Origin of the sequence: Streptomyces sp. NBC_00158 (assembly GCF_045160885.1) — a bacterium.
Lineage (GTDB): Bacteria > Actinomycetota > Actinomycetes > Streptomycetales > Streptomycetaceae > Streptomyces.
In genome coordinates this window covers 1,377,517-1,392,688 of the sequence record NZ_CP108161.1, presented here as the reverse complement: position 1 = coordinate 1,392,688, position 15,172 = coordinate 1,377,517, and the positions used below count along the sequence as shown (strand labels likewise).

The window sequence follows — 15,172 nt, the reverse complement described above, 5'->3', positions numbered from 1 at the left end:
ACCCCTGCTTCCAGCACTGGACGAGGAGCCCCGCATGGGCACGTACAACTTCCACGGGAGCGTCAACGGCCCCGGGAACTACGGCGACCACGGCGTGATCAACATCGGGCCCGAGGACGACGCCGCCCAGGTCCTGCGGCTGGCCGCCGAACTCGCCCGGTGGCTCACCGACCGGAACGCCGGCCCGGAACGCGTCGAGGCGGCGCACACCCTGCGCGGCGAACTGGAAGAGGCCGGCCGGGAGCAGCGCGCCCCCGAACCGGGCCTGGTCCGGCGCAGCCTGGAGACCATCACCCTCGGCCTGGGCGCCGGCAGCGCCGGCCTGGCCCTCGCCCAGCAGATCAGCGCCCTGCTCGGGGGATGAGCCCCCGCAGGGCGCCGCGCAGCCGGTCGGCGGCGGACGGGCGCCGCCAGGCGTGGAACTCCCGGGCCCGGTCGCCGTCGCCGCGGGCCAGCTCACGGCCGGCGGCCGCCAGCTGCGCGGCCGGCAGCTCCCGCACGAGCGGCCGCAGCACCCCTTCGAGCAGCTCCGTACGCGTCTTCCGCCACAGCGGCCCGGCCTGCGGCTGCGCCGACCAGGCGGCGTAGCAGGACGCGAGGTAGCCCGGGTCGCCCCGCAGCAGCTCCGCCACCGGGGCGGAGCCCGCCGCCCGACGGTACGCGGCCAGCAGCGCGGGGTCCTCGCTGCCCGCCAGCGCCCGCAGGGCCGGCTCGTCGGGCCCGTCCTGCGCGAGCAGCCGCCCGGCCACCGCCGCGTACGCCGCCTCCCGGGCGCCCGCCTCCACGGCCAGGGCCCCCAGTTCCAGGGCGCGGCGCAGCCCTTCCCCGGCCGGGCCGCCCGCACGCAGGTCCCGGACCAGTTCCCACAGCAGCAGCGCGGGACGCGGCCCGTCCGGCAGCTCCGCCCCGAAGTGCCGCAGCAGTTCCGGCGCGAGGTCCGCCGCCGCCCCGTCCCCGGCCGGGGCCGCCACGGCGGCGCGGGCGAGCAGCTCCCAGGTCCCGGCGTCCCGGTGCACGGCGGCGCCCGTCGTCGCCAGCAGCAGCCCGGCCTCGGCCGCCTCCGGCGGGTCCCCGCCCCAGACCAGCCGCATGCCGGTGCGCAGCACGAGCGGCTCGGCGTACAGCGAGACACCGGATTCGCGCAGCAGGGCCTCCAGCGCGAGGACCCGGTCCGCCAGGCCGTCCGGGTCCTGCGCGGCCCGGGCGCACATCCGCAGGTGCGGCAGCGCCTCCGCCGCGCCCAGCCGCAGCCCGGTCCGCTCGAACAGCCGGGCCCCGGCGGCGGGATCGCCCGCGGCGAGCGCGTCCAGCCGGTCGAGGACGAGGGCCCGCAGCACGGGCAGCTCCGCGAGCGAGTCCCGCTCCCGCCGCCCGTACGCCCGGTCCGGGTCGCTGATCAGCGCGTGCGCCAGCCGCCGCGCCACGTCGGGCAACGCCTCCCCACCACCCGCCCCCGGCACGGACACCCGCACGCCGTCTCCCGCGGCCCCCGGTCCGGGCGCCGCCCCGGCCCCGGTCCCTGCGGTGTCGGCACGCCCCGGCCCGGGCGTCGGTGCGGCTGCCGGACCGACGGGCTCCGGCGCGGCCCCGGTTGCGGTCCGGGCGGTACCCGTGGTGACGGCGCGCCCCGCCGCAGGCTCCGGTCCAGGCCCGGGCGTCGGTGCGGCTGCCGGACCGGGGGGTTCCAGCGCGGGGGTCCCGGCCCCGGGTATCGGTATCGCCATCGCGGGCCGGGTACCCCCGGACCGTGATCCGGACGTGCCGTCCCAGTCGGCGGCCGCCTCGCGGGCCGCCGGCTCCAGCGGGATCCCGGCGGCCAGCGCCAGCGAGGCCAGCGGGCCCGCCGCGTACGGCTCCGCAGGCAGCCGCCGGACCTGCGCGAACAGCTCGGGCCGCGCCGCCAGCCACACCGCCGCCGCCGTCCGCGCCCACAGGTCCCCGCACTCGCCGGGAGCGCCCGCCCCCGGGGCCCCGTACACCCGCCAGGGCCCCGGCTCCGCCGGCTCGTCGCCGGGCAGCACCCCGACCAGCCGCTGCGGGGCCAGCAGCGGCCGCCGGGCGTACGTGGTGAAGGTCAGCCACTGCCCCCGCTCGTGCGGCAGTACCCCGCAGGCCAGCATCACCCAGCGGGCCACGGCCGCGCTGTCCTCCTCCAGCAGCAGGAGGCGCGGGGCGTCCGGTTCCTCAACGGTCCGCCGCACATCGGCGAAGAACCCGGCCAGCCAGGGCCCCCGGGCGGCGACGAAGGCCGCCAGCGCGGCCCGGTCGTGCCGCCCCGGCGCGGGTATCCGCTCCAGCGGCGGGGGCGGTCCGCCCGCCGGGGTCCGGTCCTCCCACTGGGCGGAACCCCAGGCGGTGACCGGCAGAGGCCGCGCGGGGCCCGCCCCGGCGGGCTCGGGCAGGTGCACGGCGTGCGCGTGGAAGCCGTCCCCGGACCCGGACCCGAACCCGGCGCCGCCGTACCCGTACCCGGAGTCGAAGTCGAAGCCCGCACCGGTGTGCACCGCGCGGGACAGCAGCCGGCTCCCGTCCGAGAGCAGGCTCAGCGACAGCGCCTCGGGGAACCCGGCCGCCGGCGCCCGGCCCGGCGGCTCGTACCGCAGGAGCGGCTCCGCCTCGCGCAGCAGCTCCCCGCCCACCCCCGGGGTGACGGAGGTGAAGCCGGAGCCCTCGGGGCCGCCCGCGTAGTGCAGCTGGGGGAGGTTCACGCCCGGCCCCCCGCCCGGCCGGATCCCGCACCGACCCGAACTGACGTGACGTCAGGGTCTGTTGTGCGGGGCGTGGTTGCCCGTACCGTACCGGCAGCGGAGCGCACGGCACGCCCCTTCACGTCCCCCGCCATCCGTCTGCGCCCCCCGTTGCAGTGTGTGGAGGCCATTCCAGCAGATAACGGGGCCGTCCGGGAGTTCCGTCCGCGGGGGCTTCCGTTCGCCCGCTGTACGGCCCGACGTCAGACGGGGATCTCCGGCCGGTACCCCGGGACCGCTGTTCTTGGGGCGCCCCTCGATCCCCCTTCACCCCCCTAGAGGTCGTCACCCATGGCTGAACTCAACCGGCGCAGGTTCCTGCAGATCGCCGGCGGCACGGCCGCCGTCGCGATGCTCAACGAGAGCATCGCGCGGGCCGCCGCCATCTCGGCGCAGGGCACCACCGGCACGATCAAGGACGTCGAGCACGTCGTCGTCCTCATGCAGGAGAACCGTTCCTTCGACCACTACTTCGGTTCGATGAAGGGCGTCCGGGGCTTCGGGGACCCGAGGCCGGTCATCCAGGACAACGGAAAGTCCGTCTTCCACCAGTCGAACGGCACGAAGGACGTCCTGCCCTTCCACCCCCAGGTGGCGGACCTCGGCATGCAGTTCCTCACCGGCCTGGACCACGACTGGGCCGGCGGCCACCAGGCCTACAACAACGGCAAGTACGACAAGTGGGTCCCGGCCAAGACGGCCACGACCATGTCGTACATGACGCGGAACGACATCCCGTTCCACTACGCGCTCGCGGACGCCTTCACGGTGTGCGACGCCTACCACTGCTCCTTCATCGGCGCCACCGACCCCAACCGCTACTACCTGTGGACGGGCCACACCGGCAACGACGGCACCGGCGGCGGCCCGGTCCTCGGCAACCAGGAGGCCGGCTACGGCTGGAAGACCTACCCCGAGCGCCTGGAGGCCGCCGGGATCTCGTGGAAGGTCTACCAGGACATAGGCGACGGCCTGGACGCGGCCGGCCACTGGGGCTGGATCAACGACGCCTTCCGCGGCAACTACGGCGACAACTCGCTGCTGTACTTCAACGCCTACCGCAACGCCCAGCCCGGCAGCGCCCTGTACGAGAAGGCCCGTACGGGCACGAACGCCAAGGCGGGCGAAGGCTACTTCGACCGGCTGCGCGCCGACGTGGTGAACGGCACCCTGCCGCAGGTCTCCTGGATCGCCGCCCCCGAGGCCTTCAGCGAGCACGCCAACTGGCCGACCAACTTCGGCGCCTGGTACATCTCCCAGGTCCTGGACGCGCTGACGGCGAACCCGGACGTGTGGGCGAAGACCGCCCTGTTCATCACCTACGACGAGAACGACGGGTTCTTCGACCACGTCGTCCCGCCGTACCCGCCGGCGTCCTCCGCCTGGGGACTGTCCACGGCCGACGTCACCCGCGACCTGTACACCGGGGGCGTCTCCGGCTACGCGGCCGGACCCTACGGGCTCGGCCCGCGCGTGCCGATGATCGTGGTCTCGCCGTGGAGCAAGGGCGGCTACGTCTGCTCCGAGACCTTCGACCACACCTCGGTGATCCGCTTCATGGAGAAGCGCTTCGGGGTGCAGGAGCCCAACATCTCGCCGTGGCGCCGCGCCGTCTGCGGCGACCTGACCTCGGCGTTCGACTTCAGCCGGGCCGACGCCGCGCCGGCCGCGCTGCCCTCCACGGCCGGATACGTCCCGCCGGACAAGAACCGCCACCCGTCCTACACCCCGGCCGTGCCGGCCACCGGCACCCTGCCCAAGCAGGAGGCGGGCTCCAAGCCGGCCCGCGCGCTCGGCTACAGCCCCTACGTGGACGGCTCCCGCGCCGTCTCCACGGGCAAGTTCACGCTCACCTTCTCCTCCGGCCCGAAGCTCGGCGCCCACTTCCACAGCACCTCGGGCAACCGCACGGACGGTCCCTGGCCCTACACGGTCGAGGCGGGCAAGACCCTATCGGACACCTGGAGCACCAGCAGCTCCACCGGCAACAAGATCGACCTCACGGTCTGGGGCCCCAACGGCTTCCTGCGCACCTGGAAGGGCCCGGCGAAGAAGGCCGGCCCCGAGGTCACGGCCCGCCACGCGGACGCCACCGGCAACCTGGCCCTGACCCTGGTCAACGGGGGCACCGCCGCGGTGAACCTCACGGTGACCGACGCCTACGGCGGCGCCGCCCAGACCTTCAAGGTCAACCCGGGCGCCAGCGTCTCCCACACCGTCGACCTGCGGGCCTCGGGCCGCTGGTACGACGTCTCCGTGGTCTCGGACGCCGACGCCACCTTCCTGCGCCGCTTCGCGGGCCACGTGGAGACGGGTGCCCCGAGCGTCTCGGACCCGGCGATCAAGACCGTCTGATCCGGTCGTCCGGTGTGCGCAGCAGCCGCCGCTCCAGGACCGCCAGGTCCCCGGGGCGGTGGCTGCGGGCGTGCCGGAGCAGCAGGTCACGGGCGGTGTCGGGGACCCGGCGGCGCTTGGGGTGGCGGGTGGTGAACTCCTCGCTCGCGAAGAACCTGACCGCCCCCTCCAACCCCGCCCGGTCCGTCTGCCGCACCGCCCAGGCGAGTTCCTCGGTGCAAGCGTCCGCGAGCAGCCGCATCGGCGCCTCGACCGCCAGGACCGATGCCGCGTCCGCCGGCTCCGGCCGCCGGGTGCCCAGCCAGCCGAAAACCACGGCGAGCGGTACCGTGTGCGGGCCCTGCGGGGTGCTGGCGCGCGCCACTGCCTCCGCGTACTCCCGCAGCGGCGCAGGCGCCGCCGCCGCCCAGCGGGCCCGGTGCCGGGCCGGGATCCCTTCCGGGGTGTCGGGATCCAGAAGGTCTGCCAGCGGCTCCGGGCTCGACAGGTCCCGGCTCCGGATGGTCTGCCCGCTCGCCTCGTGGAGCGTCACACGGCCTTCGTGACCGAGGCACGTGCAGTCGAAGGCCTCGTCGTGACCTGTGCCGAGGGGCCATGCGCCGACCAGCTCCTCGATGTCGCCGGGGTCGAGGATCTCGTACTCCTGCGGGTGGTGGGGGTGCGAGCGCCCGGCGGGCCCGGCGTGGCTGACACGGGCGCGGACCGTGCGCGATATCGGCTTCACGGTGGGATCGTAATGACGTCGCGCGGTACGGTGCGGCTTCGGATCAGGCACGTCCCTCCGTAACCCGGGGAGTACGAATGAACGGCGTTGGCTGGGAGGAAACCAAGCGGCAGGCGCACGAGCGCCGCGCGGCCACCGGGCTGCCCATGAGGTCGGCCGAACAGAAGCGGGCGGCCATGGAACGGCTGCTCGCCAGGGTCCGGGCAGGCCGCGCTGCCGGAGGCCGGTGCGAGAAGGACCAGGTCCATCGGGCGTGAGCCGGGCGCCGACGGGGAGTGTGCGGTGTGGAGGGCGGCCCGATGGGCAGAACGTACGGCGTCGGTTTTCCACCACCCCCGTCACCGAGGGAGAACGCATGGCCATCGCCCATCGCCGGATCGGCACCGGACCTGTCCGCGTCATCGTGCTGCACGACTGGTTCGGGACCTCCGCCAACTGGGGCTCCGTGCTCGACTACCTGGACCCGCAGGGGTTCTCGTACGCCTTCCTCGACTACCGGGGCTACGGCGAGCGCCGGGACGTCCCCGGCCGCTACGGCCTCCCCGAGATCGCCGACGACGTCCTCGCCCTCGCCGACGAGCTGGGCTGGGACACCTTCTCCCTGCTCGGCCACTCCATGGGCGGCAAGGCCGCCCAGCAGGTGCTGGCCCGCGCCCCCGAGCGCGTCGAGAAGCTGATCGGGCTCACCCCCGTCCCCGCCGGGCCGTACGCCATGGACGAGGCGACCCACGCCCTCTTCTACGGGGCCGCCGAGGACCCCGCCAGCCGGCGGACCATCCTCGACCTGGTCACCGGCAACCGGGCGAGCCGCCACTGGCTGGAGCGCATGGTCGGCCACTCCCTCGACGTCTCCCGCCCCGAGGCCTTCGCCGGCTACCTCGCCGACTGGCAGACCCGCGACCTGTTCCCCGCGATCAAGGGCAGCACCGTGCCGGTGCTCGTCCTGGTCGGCGAGTACGACCTGGCCCTGACGGCCGAGGTGATGCGGGCCACCTGGCAGGCCTCGTACCCGAACTGCAGAATCGTCACGATCCCCGGCGCCGGCCACTACCCGCCCCACGAGACCCCGGTGGCCTTCGTCACCGAGGTGGAGGCCTTCCTGCGCGGCTGACCCGGTCCCGACCCGGACCCGACCCGGACCCGGAAAAGCCCGTAGGGGGTACGAGGCGGACCTCGTACCCCCTACGGGACGGAAGGGTGAGTGACGGGACTTGAACCCGCGGCCACCTGGACCACAACCAGGTGCTCTACCAGCTGAGCTACACCCACCACGAAGGGCGGCGGACCGCCCGTTCGTTGTGCATGCACAGCATAGCCGATGCGAGGGGTGCTCCCGCGACGGGTTATCCGGCGGCCCGGGCCCCGGCGCGGCGCCCGGCGCGGGCGAGGGCCGCGACGGCCAGCGCCCGGATCACCGGATGCGGCCGCGAGCCGTCCCCCGCCAGCTCCGGCTGGAAGAGCGTGGCCAGGAAGAACGGGTGCCCCGGCAGCTCAGCCATCCGCACCGCGCCGTCCTCGTCGTGCCCCGACAGCCGCAGCCCGTGCGCGGCGAGCACCGGCAGGTGGCGGGGCGCGGGACCGTAGTGGCAGTGGTAGCGCTCCGTCGACCGGTCCGCCCCGAGCGCCGACTCGGCCAGCGAACCCGGCTCGGCCCGCACGACCGCCTCGTGCCCGGCCAGCGAACAGGCCAGCGGGGCGATCAGCGGGTCCCGCGCCCCCGGGTCGTTCTCGGCGTGCGCGGCCCCCGCCAGCCCGCACACGTGGCGGGCGTACTCCAGCAGCGCGTGCTGGAAGCCGCCGCACGTCCCGAGGAAGGGGACGCCCTCCTCCCGGGCCACCCGCACCGCCGCCAGCGCCCCCGCCTCGCTGGCGTACGGGCTGCCCGGCAGCAGCCACACCGCGTCGAACCCGGCCAGGGTCCCCGCCGCGGCCGCCGCCTCCGCCCCGGCGGTCGGGATCCAGCAGGCGTCCAGCACGAGCCCCTCGCGCGAGGCCAGCGCGTCGAGGAGGAGCGGGATCCGGGCGTGGGACTCCACGTGCGGGGAGCGGTCGCCGACGAGGGCGATCCGGGCGACGGTCATCGGGGCGGCGGACGCGGACTGGGGCGCCTGTGCGGTGGTCATGCGGATCATCCTGCGACCCGCTCCCGGTTCAGCGCCAACGATTGTTCCCGCATGCTCCATAAGCGGATCTGATGGTGGATGCACGGCCGGCGGCCGGTACGAGCGGCGCCGATGGCCGGCGGAGCCGCTGGCATGCTGCGGGCATGGACCCGCACCTCCTGCGCACCTTCACCGCCGTCGCCCGCCTCGCCTCCTTCTCCGCCGCCGCACGCGAACTCGGCTACACCCAGTCCGCCGTCTCCCAGCACATCGCCGCCCTGGAAGCCGACCTGCGCACCGAGCTCCTCACCCGGCGGCCCGTCGCCCCCACCCCGGCCGGCGTACGCCTGCTGGAACACGCCCGGCCGCTGCTGCTGCGCCTCGACGCCGCCCGCGCCGACGTACTGCGCCTCGCCGCCGCCCCGCCCGGCCGGATCACCCTCGCCGCCTCCCCGCTCGCCGCCGCCGGACCCCGGCTGCTCGCGGCGCTCCCCGCCACCGGGGTCACGCTGCGCGTCCTGCCCCCGGACCGGGTGCCGGCCGCCGTCGCCGCCGGGGACTGCGACCTCGGGCTCGTCGACGGGCTCGCCGCCCCGAGCGACCCGCTGCGGCTGCCCGACGTGGCTCCGCTGCGGGTCACCGGCGTCGCCGAGGAGGAGCTCGCCGTCCTCTTCCCCGCCGGGCACCCCTTCGCCGCCCGGGACTCCGTCCGGCTCGACGACCTCGCCGACGCGCGCTGGCTCGACGCCCCGGACGTGGGGCTGCCGCTCACCACCGGACGCCGCGGCATGCGCTACGACGGCACCGACCTGCACACCCTGTGCGCCCTCGCCGCCGCCGGCCACGGCCTCGTGCTGCTGCCCCGCCCGGTCGCCGCGGCCGCCCGCGCGGGGGCCGCCGTACCGCTCGCCGCACCCCGCCTGGTGCACCGTACGGAGCTGCTCGCGCCCGCCGGCCCGTCCGGCGCGGCCGCTGCGCTCGCCGCACGCCTCACGGCAGGATCCCCCCATGACCACACCGACTCCTGACCCGGCCGCCCACGCCGAACCCGAGGCCTTCACCACCGCCGACTACGCCGCCCGCATGGCCGCCGCCGCGCAGAGCGCCGCCGACGCCGGACTCGCCGGGCTGCTCATCGCCCCCGGCCCCGACCTCACCCACCTCACCGGCTACCGCCCGACCGCCGAGACCGAACGCCTCACCCTGCTCGTCCTCGCGGCCGGCCAGGACCCGGTACTGGTCGTGCCCGCACTGGAGGCCCCCGACGCGGCGAAGGCACCCGGCGCGGACGCCCTGACCCTGCGCGACTGGACCGACGGCAAGGACCCCTACCGGGTGGCCGCCCCGCTCCTCGACGTCGGCGGCCGCTTCGGCGTCAGCGACAACACCTGGGCCCTGCACCTGCTCGGCCTGCAAAGGGAGTTGCCCGCCACCGCCTACACCCCGCTCACCGACGCCCTGCCCATGCTCCGCGCCGTCAAGGACGAACGGGAACTGGCCCGCCTCGCGGCCGCCGGAGCCGCCGCCGACGCCGCCTACGCACAGATCCTGCACGTCCCCTTCGCCGGCCGGCGCGAGAGCGAGGTCGCCGCCGACCTGGCCGGGCTGCTGCGCGTACACGGCCACTCCCAGGTCGACTTCACCGTCGTCGGCTCCGGCCCCAACGGAGCCAACCCGCACCACGAGGCCGGCGAACGCGTCATCCGGCACGGCGACATGGTCGTCCTCGACTTCGGCGGCCTCAAGCACGGCTACGGATCCGACATCTCCCGCACCGTCCACGTCGGCGAGCCCACCCCCGAGGAACAGCGCGTCCACGACGTGGTCCGCGAGGCCCAGCAGGCCGGCTTCGCGGCCGTCCGGCCCGGCGCGAGCTGCCAGGACGTCGACCGGGCGGCCCGCGCGGTGATCACCGAGTTCGGCTACGGCGAACGCTTCATCCACCGCACGGGCCACGGCATCGGCGTCACCACCCACGAACCGCCGTACATGGTCGAGGGCGAGGAGCAGCCCCTCGTCCCCGGCATGTGCTTCTCCGTCGAGCCGGGCGTCTACCTGCCCGGCCGGTTCGGCGTCCGGATCGAGGACATCGTCAACGTCACCGGGGACGGCGGCCGCCGCCTGAACAACGCACCGCGCGAGATGGCGGTCGTCGGGTAGCGGACCCGGCGGACCCGGCGGACCCGGCGGACCCGGAGGGCACTACGGGCCGAGTACCACCGCCGACTCGCCCGGCACGTGGATCCGCCCGTCCGGACCCGGATGCTCCACCGGCTCCCACGACGCCAGCACCCGCACCCCGTTGCGGCCCAGCGCCACCGTCACCGACTCCGCCGAGAGGTTCACCACCACCCGCACCTCGCCCCGCCGGAACGTCAGCCAGCGGCGCTCCTCGTCGTAGGCGACCCGGACCGCCGCCAGGTCCGGGTCGCGCAGGTCCGGGTGGGTGCGGCGCAGCCGGATCAGGGTCCGGTACCACTCCAGCAGCCAGGCGTGCGACTCCCGCTCCGGTTCCGCCCAGTCCAGGCAGGACCGGGCGCGGGTCGCCGGGTCCTGCGGGTCCGGGACCTCGTCCGCCTTCCAGCCGTGCGCCGCGAACTCCCGGCGCCGGCCGCTGCGCACCGCCTCGGCGAGCTCCGGGTCCGGATGGTCGGTGAAGTACCGCCAGGGCGTGCCCGCCCCCCACTCCTCGCCCATGAACAGCATCGGCACGAACGGCCCCGTCAGCGCCAGCGTCGCCGCGCAGGCCAGCAGCCCGGGGGAGCAGGAGGCGGACAGCCGGTCGCCCAGCGCCCGGTTGCCGACCTGGTCGTGGGTCTGCGTGTAGCCGAGGAAGCGGTGAGCGGGGGTGCGGCGGCGGTCCACCGGCCGGCCGTGGGTGCGGCCCCTGAAGGAGGACCAGGTGCCGTCGTGGAAGAACGCCCGGGTCAGGGTCTTGGCGAGGGCGCCGAGCGGGGCCTCGGCGAAGTCGGCGTAGTAGCCCTGCGATTCACCGGTCAGCGCACAGTGCAGGGCGTGGTGGAAGTCGTCGTTCCACTGCGCGTGCATCCCCAGGCCGCCGGCCGCGCGCGGGGTCGTCAGCCGCGGGTCGCACTGGTCGGATTCGGCGATCAGGAACAGCGGCCGCGTGGTCTCCGCCGCCAGCCCGTCCACGGCGGCCGACAGCTCCTCCAGGAAGGACAGCGCCCGCCCGTCGGCCAGCGCGTGCACCGCGTCCAGCCGCAGCCCGTCGATCCGGTAGTCCCGCAGCCAGGCCAGCGCGCTCCCGATCAGGTACGCGCGGACCTCGTCGGAACCGGGAGCGTCCAGGTTCACCGCCGCGCCCCACGGCGTGTGGCGGGTGTCGGTGAAGTACGGGCCGAAGGCGGGCAGGTGGTTGCCGGAGGGGCCCAGGTGGTTGAGGACCACGTCCAGCACCACCCCCAGCCCGGCCGCGTGCGCCGCCTCCACGAACTCCGCCAGACCCGCCGGGCCCCCGTACGGCTCGTGCACCGCCCACGGCGCCACCCCGTCGTACCCCCAGCCGTGCCGGCCCGGGAACGGACACACCGGCATCAGCTCCACGTGCGTGACGCCCAGCCCGGCCAGGTACCCCAGGCGGGCCGCCGCTGCCTCGAAGGTGCCCTCGGGGGTGAAGGTGCCCACGTGCAGCTCGTACAGGACCGCGTCCTGCAGCGGCAGGTGCGGCGGGGGCACGTGCGGGGCGAAGGCCGTGAGGTCGACCACCGCCGACAGGCCCTCCGTCCCGTCCGGCAGCCGCCGCCCGCGCGGATCGGGCCGGACCACCGGATCGTCGCCGAGCCGGAACCCGTACCGGTCGCCGTCGGCGGCCGGGGCCTCGACGACCCACCAGCCGGAGCGGCCGGGGGCCGGGTCGGGGGCCATGTCGTAGGTGGTGTCGTTCAGTCGCATGGCGACCCGACCTGTCAGCGGTGCCCACACCTCGAACTGCACGGACGGTCCCCTCGTCTCCGGCGGTGTCCAGCATGCGTAATCGTGCCCGTATCGTGCCCATCATTCCGGGCCCGGCGGGGGAGTTCTGGACACTCCGCACCCGACGGGCCGACAATCACCCTGTGACGTCGAGTTTCGAGTTCCCCGCCTACCCCGCCCCGCGGCTGTCCGACACGGAGCGGGACCGGGCGCTGGGCCAGCTCAGGGAGGGCGCGGCCCTCGGGAAGCTGTCGCACGACACATTCCTGCGCCGCATGGAGCTCGCGCTGGTCGCCCGCCGCTCCGAGGACCTCGCCCCGCTCCTCGCCGACCTCCAGACCCGGCCGGGCCCGCTAGGGCCCGAAGCCCCCTGGACCAACCGGCTGTTCGGCTGGGTCGGCCGTGCCTCGGCCGTGTCCGCCGGGGTGCGCCGGGCCTGGCAGGTGGAGCGCCTGCCCAAGCTGCTGTTCCCGCACCCGGCCGCCGGCCCGCTGCGGATCGGCCGTGACCCGGGCAACGGGCTGCGGCTCACCCACGAGACGGTCTCCCGGGCGCACGCCGAGCTGAGCCTGCGCGACGGCACCTGGCTGCTGCGGGACCTCGGCTCGACCAACGGGACCACCGTCAACGGGCGCCGCGTGACGGGCGCGGCGGTCGTCCGGCCGGGCGACCAGGTGGGCTTCGGCCACATGAGCTTCCGCCTCTCGCAGGACTGAGCGGCCGCCGGGCCCCGCCGAGGCGGCGGCGGCCGCGCAAGCGAGCTGCCGTCCGGGCAGGGCCCGGTGACGGTGGCGGAGATCCGCCCGGTGACCTCCCGGTCCGATCCGGCACTGGTGTCGGCCCAGGACCCCCTGCCCTGGCCTGACCTGAGCTCTGGTCAGGCTCCTGGTCTGCCGTGGCACCAGGGTTGGCCTGGGCCTGGGGTTGGGCCTGGCCTGGGGTTGGCCTGGGGTTGGGTCTGGGCCTGGCCTGGGCCTGGCCTGGGCCTGCGGTTGGTCTGGGGTTGGCCTGGCCCGGGTCCGGCCGGGGCCAGGACCCGGTACCCGGGAGCGGGTCCCGTGCCCGGGGCCAGGGCCGGCCCGGGACCGGCGCCGGCGTCGGCCCGGATCCTCTCCGGCCCCTGCCAGGGATCCGGGTTCCGCCCCGGCCAGGGGCCCGGCAGGATGCCCCCATGGATCACACCGGCATCGTGCGCCCCGCCCGCCCCGAAGACCTCCCGCGCCTCACCGAGCTCATCCACGAGCACGTCGTGTACGAGAAGTCGGCCCCCCGCCCCGCCGGCCTCGGTGAGCGCCTCGGATCCCGGCTGTTCGCCGAGGGCGCCCGGCTGTGGGTGCTGCTCGCCGAGACCCCCGACGGCACGGTGGCCGGATACGCCGCCTGCTCCGAGGAGTTCGCCTTCTGGGACGCCCGCCACTACCTCCACATGGACTGCCTCTACCTCGCCGAGGAGGCCAGGGGCCACGGCCTCGGAGCCGCCCTGATGGCCGCCGTGGCCGGCCTCGCCCGCGAACTCGGCCTCGAACACGTCGAGTGGCAGACCCCCGACTGGAACGAGGGCGCCATCCGCTTCTACGACCGCCTCGGCGCCACCGGCCGCCCCAAGCAGCGCTACGCCTGGCCGGTCTGAAGCAGCCGGTACGCGGCCAGGACGGTTCGCGACTGGTGCTCCACCTGCGTGCCCACCGGCACCCAGCGTGCCCGGAAGCGGGCCGAGAACTCCTCGCACCACCCCGTCACCAGCCGGTCCAGGCCGGGTGCCGCCGGATGCGCCTGGGCCCGCAGCACGCGCAGCAGCATCGCGGCGGCGCGCAGCGTCAGGCGCCGCCCGAAGGCGTCGAGGCTGCCGAGCGCGGCCGTGGTGGCCCCGGCCGGCACCCCGGGCCCCGTCCACGAGGCCGCGACGTCCGGGATCAGCCCCAGCGTCCAGTCCACCGCCCGCAGCAGCGCGGCCGCACCCGGACCGTCGCCCGGGACGCCCTCCCGCAGCCCCGCCACCCGCGCCGCCTCACCGGTCAGCCGCTCCGCCAGCAGACCCAGGGCGCCCCGCGGGTCGGGGTGCGGGGCCGGATCGTCCACCAGGTCGGAGGCCCACATGGGCACCTCCACGATCGCGGTGGTCCCGCGGTGGCGGTGGCACCAGGTGCTGCGCCGGGTGTCCTCGCTCCCGGCCTGCGGCATCACGAAGATCCCCGGCCCGGGGGAGCCCCATCCGGCGGCGTCGGAGGCCCCGGTCTCCACCGGGATCCGCAGCTCCGCGGCCGACTTCCCGAAGGGCTCGGCGAGTCCGGGCACGTCGCGCGTCAGCTGCACCCAGGACCCGCCGAGGTCCGTGCCGTGCAGGGACACCTGGAGGGCGGGCCGGAGCTCGTCGAGGAGCGCGGTCAGGGTGCGCGTCTCGGGCGGGAGACGGTCCGGGGGCAGTAAGGACGGCGCCCACTCGGGCTGTTCCGGCCCGGGCGGCCGGTAGAAGCCGCGGTGGTAGTCCAGCAGCGAGTACGGGTGCGGGGTGCGGTGCAGGCCGGCGCCGTCGGGGTCGGCGCAGAGCAGGAAGTGCCAGCCCGCCCCGCCGCCCCCGGCCCGGACCACCCGCCGGGCCAGGTCCAGCGCGGTCGCCCCGCCGACGGGCTCGTTGGCGTGGGCCCCGGCGACGACGAGCACCTCCCGGGGCCCGCCGCGCTGCCCGTCGACGGAGAGCAGCCACAGCGGCCTCCCGCCCCGGGAGGCACCGGCCTGCCGCATCCGCACCCGCCCGGGGTGCTCGTCCGCCAGTGCCCGTCCGGCCAGGGCGAGTTCGTGCGGGGTGGGGTAGCGCATGTCACGGAGGAGGGTCACATGGTGTGCCATGCCCGCCACACCGGTCGGCTACTGCTCCGAGGGGCGCGAACGTGTGTGCCGCCGGTGTGCGGGGAGCGGGGTTCCGGCCGGGCGGTCTCATGGCCGGCTCGGGGGCTTCCCGTCAGTCCCATCGTCCTTCCGTGCCGGGCCGGCCCGTCAAGGGCGCTCCCTCCGGTCGCGTCACTTCGTGATCGCCTTCGGCGACCCTTGACGGGCCGACCCGCCCCGGAAGGCCGAAAGACTGCCGGGAAGCCCCCGAAGGAACGGTCACCGGGCAGGAGCCGGAGGAGCGGCCTCGTCAGCGATGAGGTGAGGGGCCGGGCGTCGGCCGCCGGGCACCCGGGCCCGCAGGAGCCGAGGTCCCGGGCCGGGGGCGCGGCTACCCGCACGAGAGGCCGATCAAGGCGTCCTGCGGAGCTCCCGAGCGCGGCAGATCGCTACGCGCTCCTCTTTTGCCGGCGTCCGGCCGCCGT

At 75.7% G+C, this 15,172-nt stretch carries 13 protein-coding genes and 1 tRNA gene; 8 read left to right on the top strand and 6 right to left on the bottom strand.

Annotation, left to right across the window (positions count from 1 at the left end; translation table 11 throughout):
• The first annotated feature begins 34 nt into the window (after positions 1 to 34).
• Entirely contained in the window at positions 35 to 364 is a 330-nt protein-coding gene (locus tag OG553_RS06250; protein ID WP_405978017.1) for a hypothetical protein, read from the top strand.
• On the opposite strand, the gene OG553_RS06245 is transcribed toward OG553_RS06250, so the two are convergent.
• Positions 342 to 2,708 (bottom strand): GTPase-associated protein 1-related protein, encoded by a 2,367-nt coding sequence (locus OG553_RS06245; protein ID WP_405978016.1) that lies wholly within the window; start codon positions 2,706 to 2,708, stop codon positions 342 to 344. The two genes, OG553_RS06250 and OG553_RS06245, sit on opposite strands and share 23 nt — an antisense overlap.
• Before the next feature lie 330 nt (positions 2,709 to 3,038).
• Here OG553_RS06245 and OG553_RS06240 point away from each other — a divergent pair, with 330 nt between their 5' ends.
• Positions 3,039 to 5,102, top strand: a complete 2,064-nt coding sequence (locus OG553_RS06240) for a phosphocholine-specific phospholipase C (RefSeq protein ID WP_405978015.1) — start codon at positions 3,039 to 3,041, stop codon at positions 5,100 to 5,102.
• On the opposite strand, the gene OG553_RS06235 is transcribed toward OG553_RS06240, so the two are convergent.
• The gene (locus OG553_RS06235; protein WP_405978014.1) at positions 5,089 to 5,826 is read right to left on the bottom strand and encodes a hypothetical protein; all 738 of its coding nucleotides are present in this window, start codon (positions 5,824 to 5,826) and stop codon (positions 5,089 to 5,091) included. The genes OG553_RS06240 and OG553_RS06235 overlap by 14 nt on opposite strands.
• A 77-nt stretch (positions 5,827 to 5,903) precedes the next feature.
• Here OG553_RS06235 and OG553_RS06230 point away from each other — a divergent pair, with 77 nt between their 5' ends.
• Positions 5,904 to 6,083: a hypothetical protein gene (locus tag OG553_RS06230; RefSeq protein WP_405978013.1), complete on the top strand. Its 180-nt coding sequence runs from the start codon at positions 5,904 to 5,906 to the stop codon at positions 6,081 to 6,083.
• Positions 6,084 to 6,181: 98 nt separating this feature from the next.
• The gene (locus tag OG553_RS06225) at positions 6,182 to 6,937 is read left to right on the top strand and encodes an alpha/beta fold hydrolase (protein WP_405978012.1); all 756 of its coding nucleotides are present in this window, start codon (positions 6,182 to 6,184) and stop codon (positions 6,935 to 6,937) included.
• 85 nt (positions 6,938 to 7,022) lie between these two features.
• Here OG553_RS06225 and OG553_RS06220 read toward each other — a convergent pair.
• Together OG553_RS06220 and OG553_RS06215 are read right to left on the bottom strand one after the other, a co-directional pair.
• Positions 7,023 to 7,095: transfer RNA gene (locus tag OG553_RS06220), tRNA-His, on the bottom strand.
• A gap of 74 nt (positions 7,096 to 7,169) precedes the next feature.
• Entirely contained in the window at positions 7,170 to 7,907 is a 738-nt protein-coding gene (locus OG553_RS06215; RefSeq protein WP_405982976.1) for a glutamine amidotransferase-related protein, read from the bottom strand.
• A 185-nt stretch (positions 7,908 to 8,092) separates the two neighbouring features.
• Here OG553_RS06215 and OG553_RS06210 point away from each other — a divergent pair, with 185 nt between their 5' ends.
• Both OG553_RS06210 and OG553_RS06205 read left to right on the top strand, forming a co-directional pair.
• On the top strand, positions 8,093 to 8,956 hold the full coding sequence (locus tag OG553_RS06210; protein WP_405978011.1) for a LysR family transcriptional regulator: 864 nt from the start codon (positions 8,093 to 8,095) through the stop codon (positions 8,954 to 8,956).
• Complete coding sequence (locus OG553_RS06205) at positions 8,937 to 10,088, top strand: aminopeptidase P family protein (protein ID WP_405978010.1); 1,152 nt, start codon at positions 8,937 to 8,939, stop codon at positions 10,086 to 10,088. Before OG553_RS06210 ends, OG553_RS06205 begins: the two co-directional genes overlap by 20 nt.
• Positions 10,089 to 10,130: 42 nt before the next feature.
• Here the strand turns inward: OG553_RS06205 and treZ are convergent, their stop codons facing one another.
• The gene (gene treZ / locus OG553_RS06200; RefSeq protein WP_405978009.1) at positions 10,131 to 11,882 is read right to left on the bottom strand and encodes a malto-oligosyltrehalose trehalohydrolase; all 1,752 of its coding nucleotides are present in this window, start codon (positions 11,880 to 11,882) and stop codon (positions 10,131 to 10,133) included.
• A 122-nt stretch (positions 11,883 to 12,004) separates the two neighbouring features.
• On the opposite strand from treZ, the gene OG553_RS06195 reads away from it, so the two are divergent.
• Together OG553_RS06195 and OG553_RS06190 are read left to right on the top strand one after the other, a co-directional pair.
• On the top strand, positions 12,005 to 12,577 hold the full coding sequence (locus OG553_RS06195) for an FHA domain-containing protein (protein ID WP_405978008.1): 573 nt from the start codon (positions 12,005 to 12,007) through the stop codon (positions 12,575 to 12,577).
• Positions 12,578 to 13,032: 455 nt separating this feature from the next.
• Positions 13,033 to 13,491: a GNAT family N-acetyltransferase gene (locus OG553_RS06190; protein WP_405978007.1), complete on the top strand. Its 459-nt coding sequence runs from the start codon at positions 13,033 to 13,035 to the stop codon at positions 13,489 to 13,491.
• On the opposite strand, the gene OG553_RS06185 is transcribed toward OG553_RS06190, so the two are convergent.
• The gene (locus OG553_RS06185; RefSeq protein ID WP_405982975.1) at positions 13,473 to 14,696 is read right to left on the bottom strand and encodes a M14 family zinc carboxypeptidase; all 1,224 of its coding nucleotides are present in this window, start codon (positions 14,694 to 14,696) and stop codon (positions 13,473 to 13,475) included. The two genes, OG553_RS06190 and OG553_RS06185, sit on opposite strands and share 19 nt — an antisense overlap.
• Positions 14,697 to 15,172: the final 476 nt, after the last annotated feature.

Coding starts and splice junctions, on each gene's coding strand:
- OG553_RS06250 (WP_405978017.1), top strand. CDS start 35: ATGGGCACGTACAACTTCCACGGGAGCGTCAACGGCCCCGGGAACTAC.
- OG553_RS06240 (WP_405978015.1), top strand. CDS start 3,039: ATGGCTGAACTCAACCGGCGCAGGTTCCTGCAGATCGCCGGCGGCACG.
- OG553_RS06230 (WP_405978013.1), top strand. CDS start 5,904: ATGAACGGCGTTGGCTGGGAGGAAACCAAGCGGCAGGCGCACGAGCGC.
- OG553_RS06225 (WP_405978012.1), top strand. CDS start 6,182: ATGGCCATCGCCCATCGCCGGATCGGCACCGGACCTGTCCGCGTCATC.
- OG553_RS06215 (WP_405982976.1), bottom strand. CDS start 7,907: ATGACCGTCGCCCGGATCGCCCTCGTCGGCGACCGCTCCCCGCACGTG.
- OG553_RS06210 (WP_405978011.1), top strand. CDS start 8,093: ATGGACCCGCACCTCCTGCGCACCTTCACCGCCGTCGCCCGCCTCGCC.
- OG553_RS06205 (WP_405978010.1), top strand. CDS start 8,937: ATGACCACACCGACTCCTGACCCGGCCGCCCACGCCGAACCCGAGGCC.
- OG553_RS06190 (WP_405978007.1), top strand. CDS start 13,033: ATGGATCACACCGGCATCGTGCGCCCCGCCCGCCCCGAAGACCTCCCG.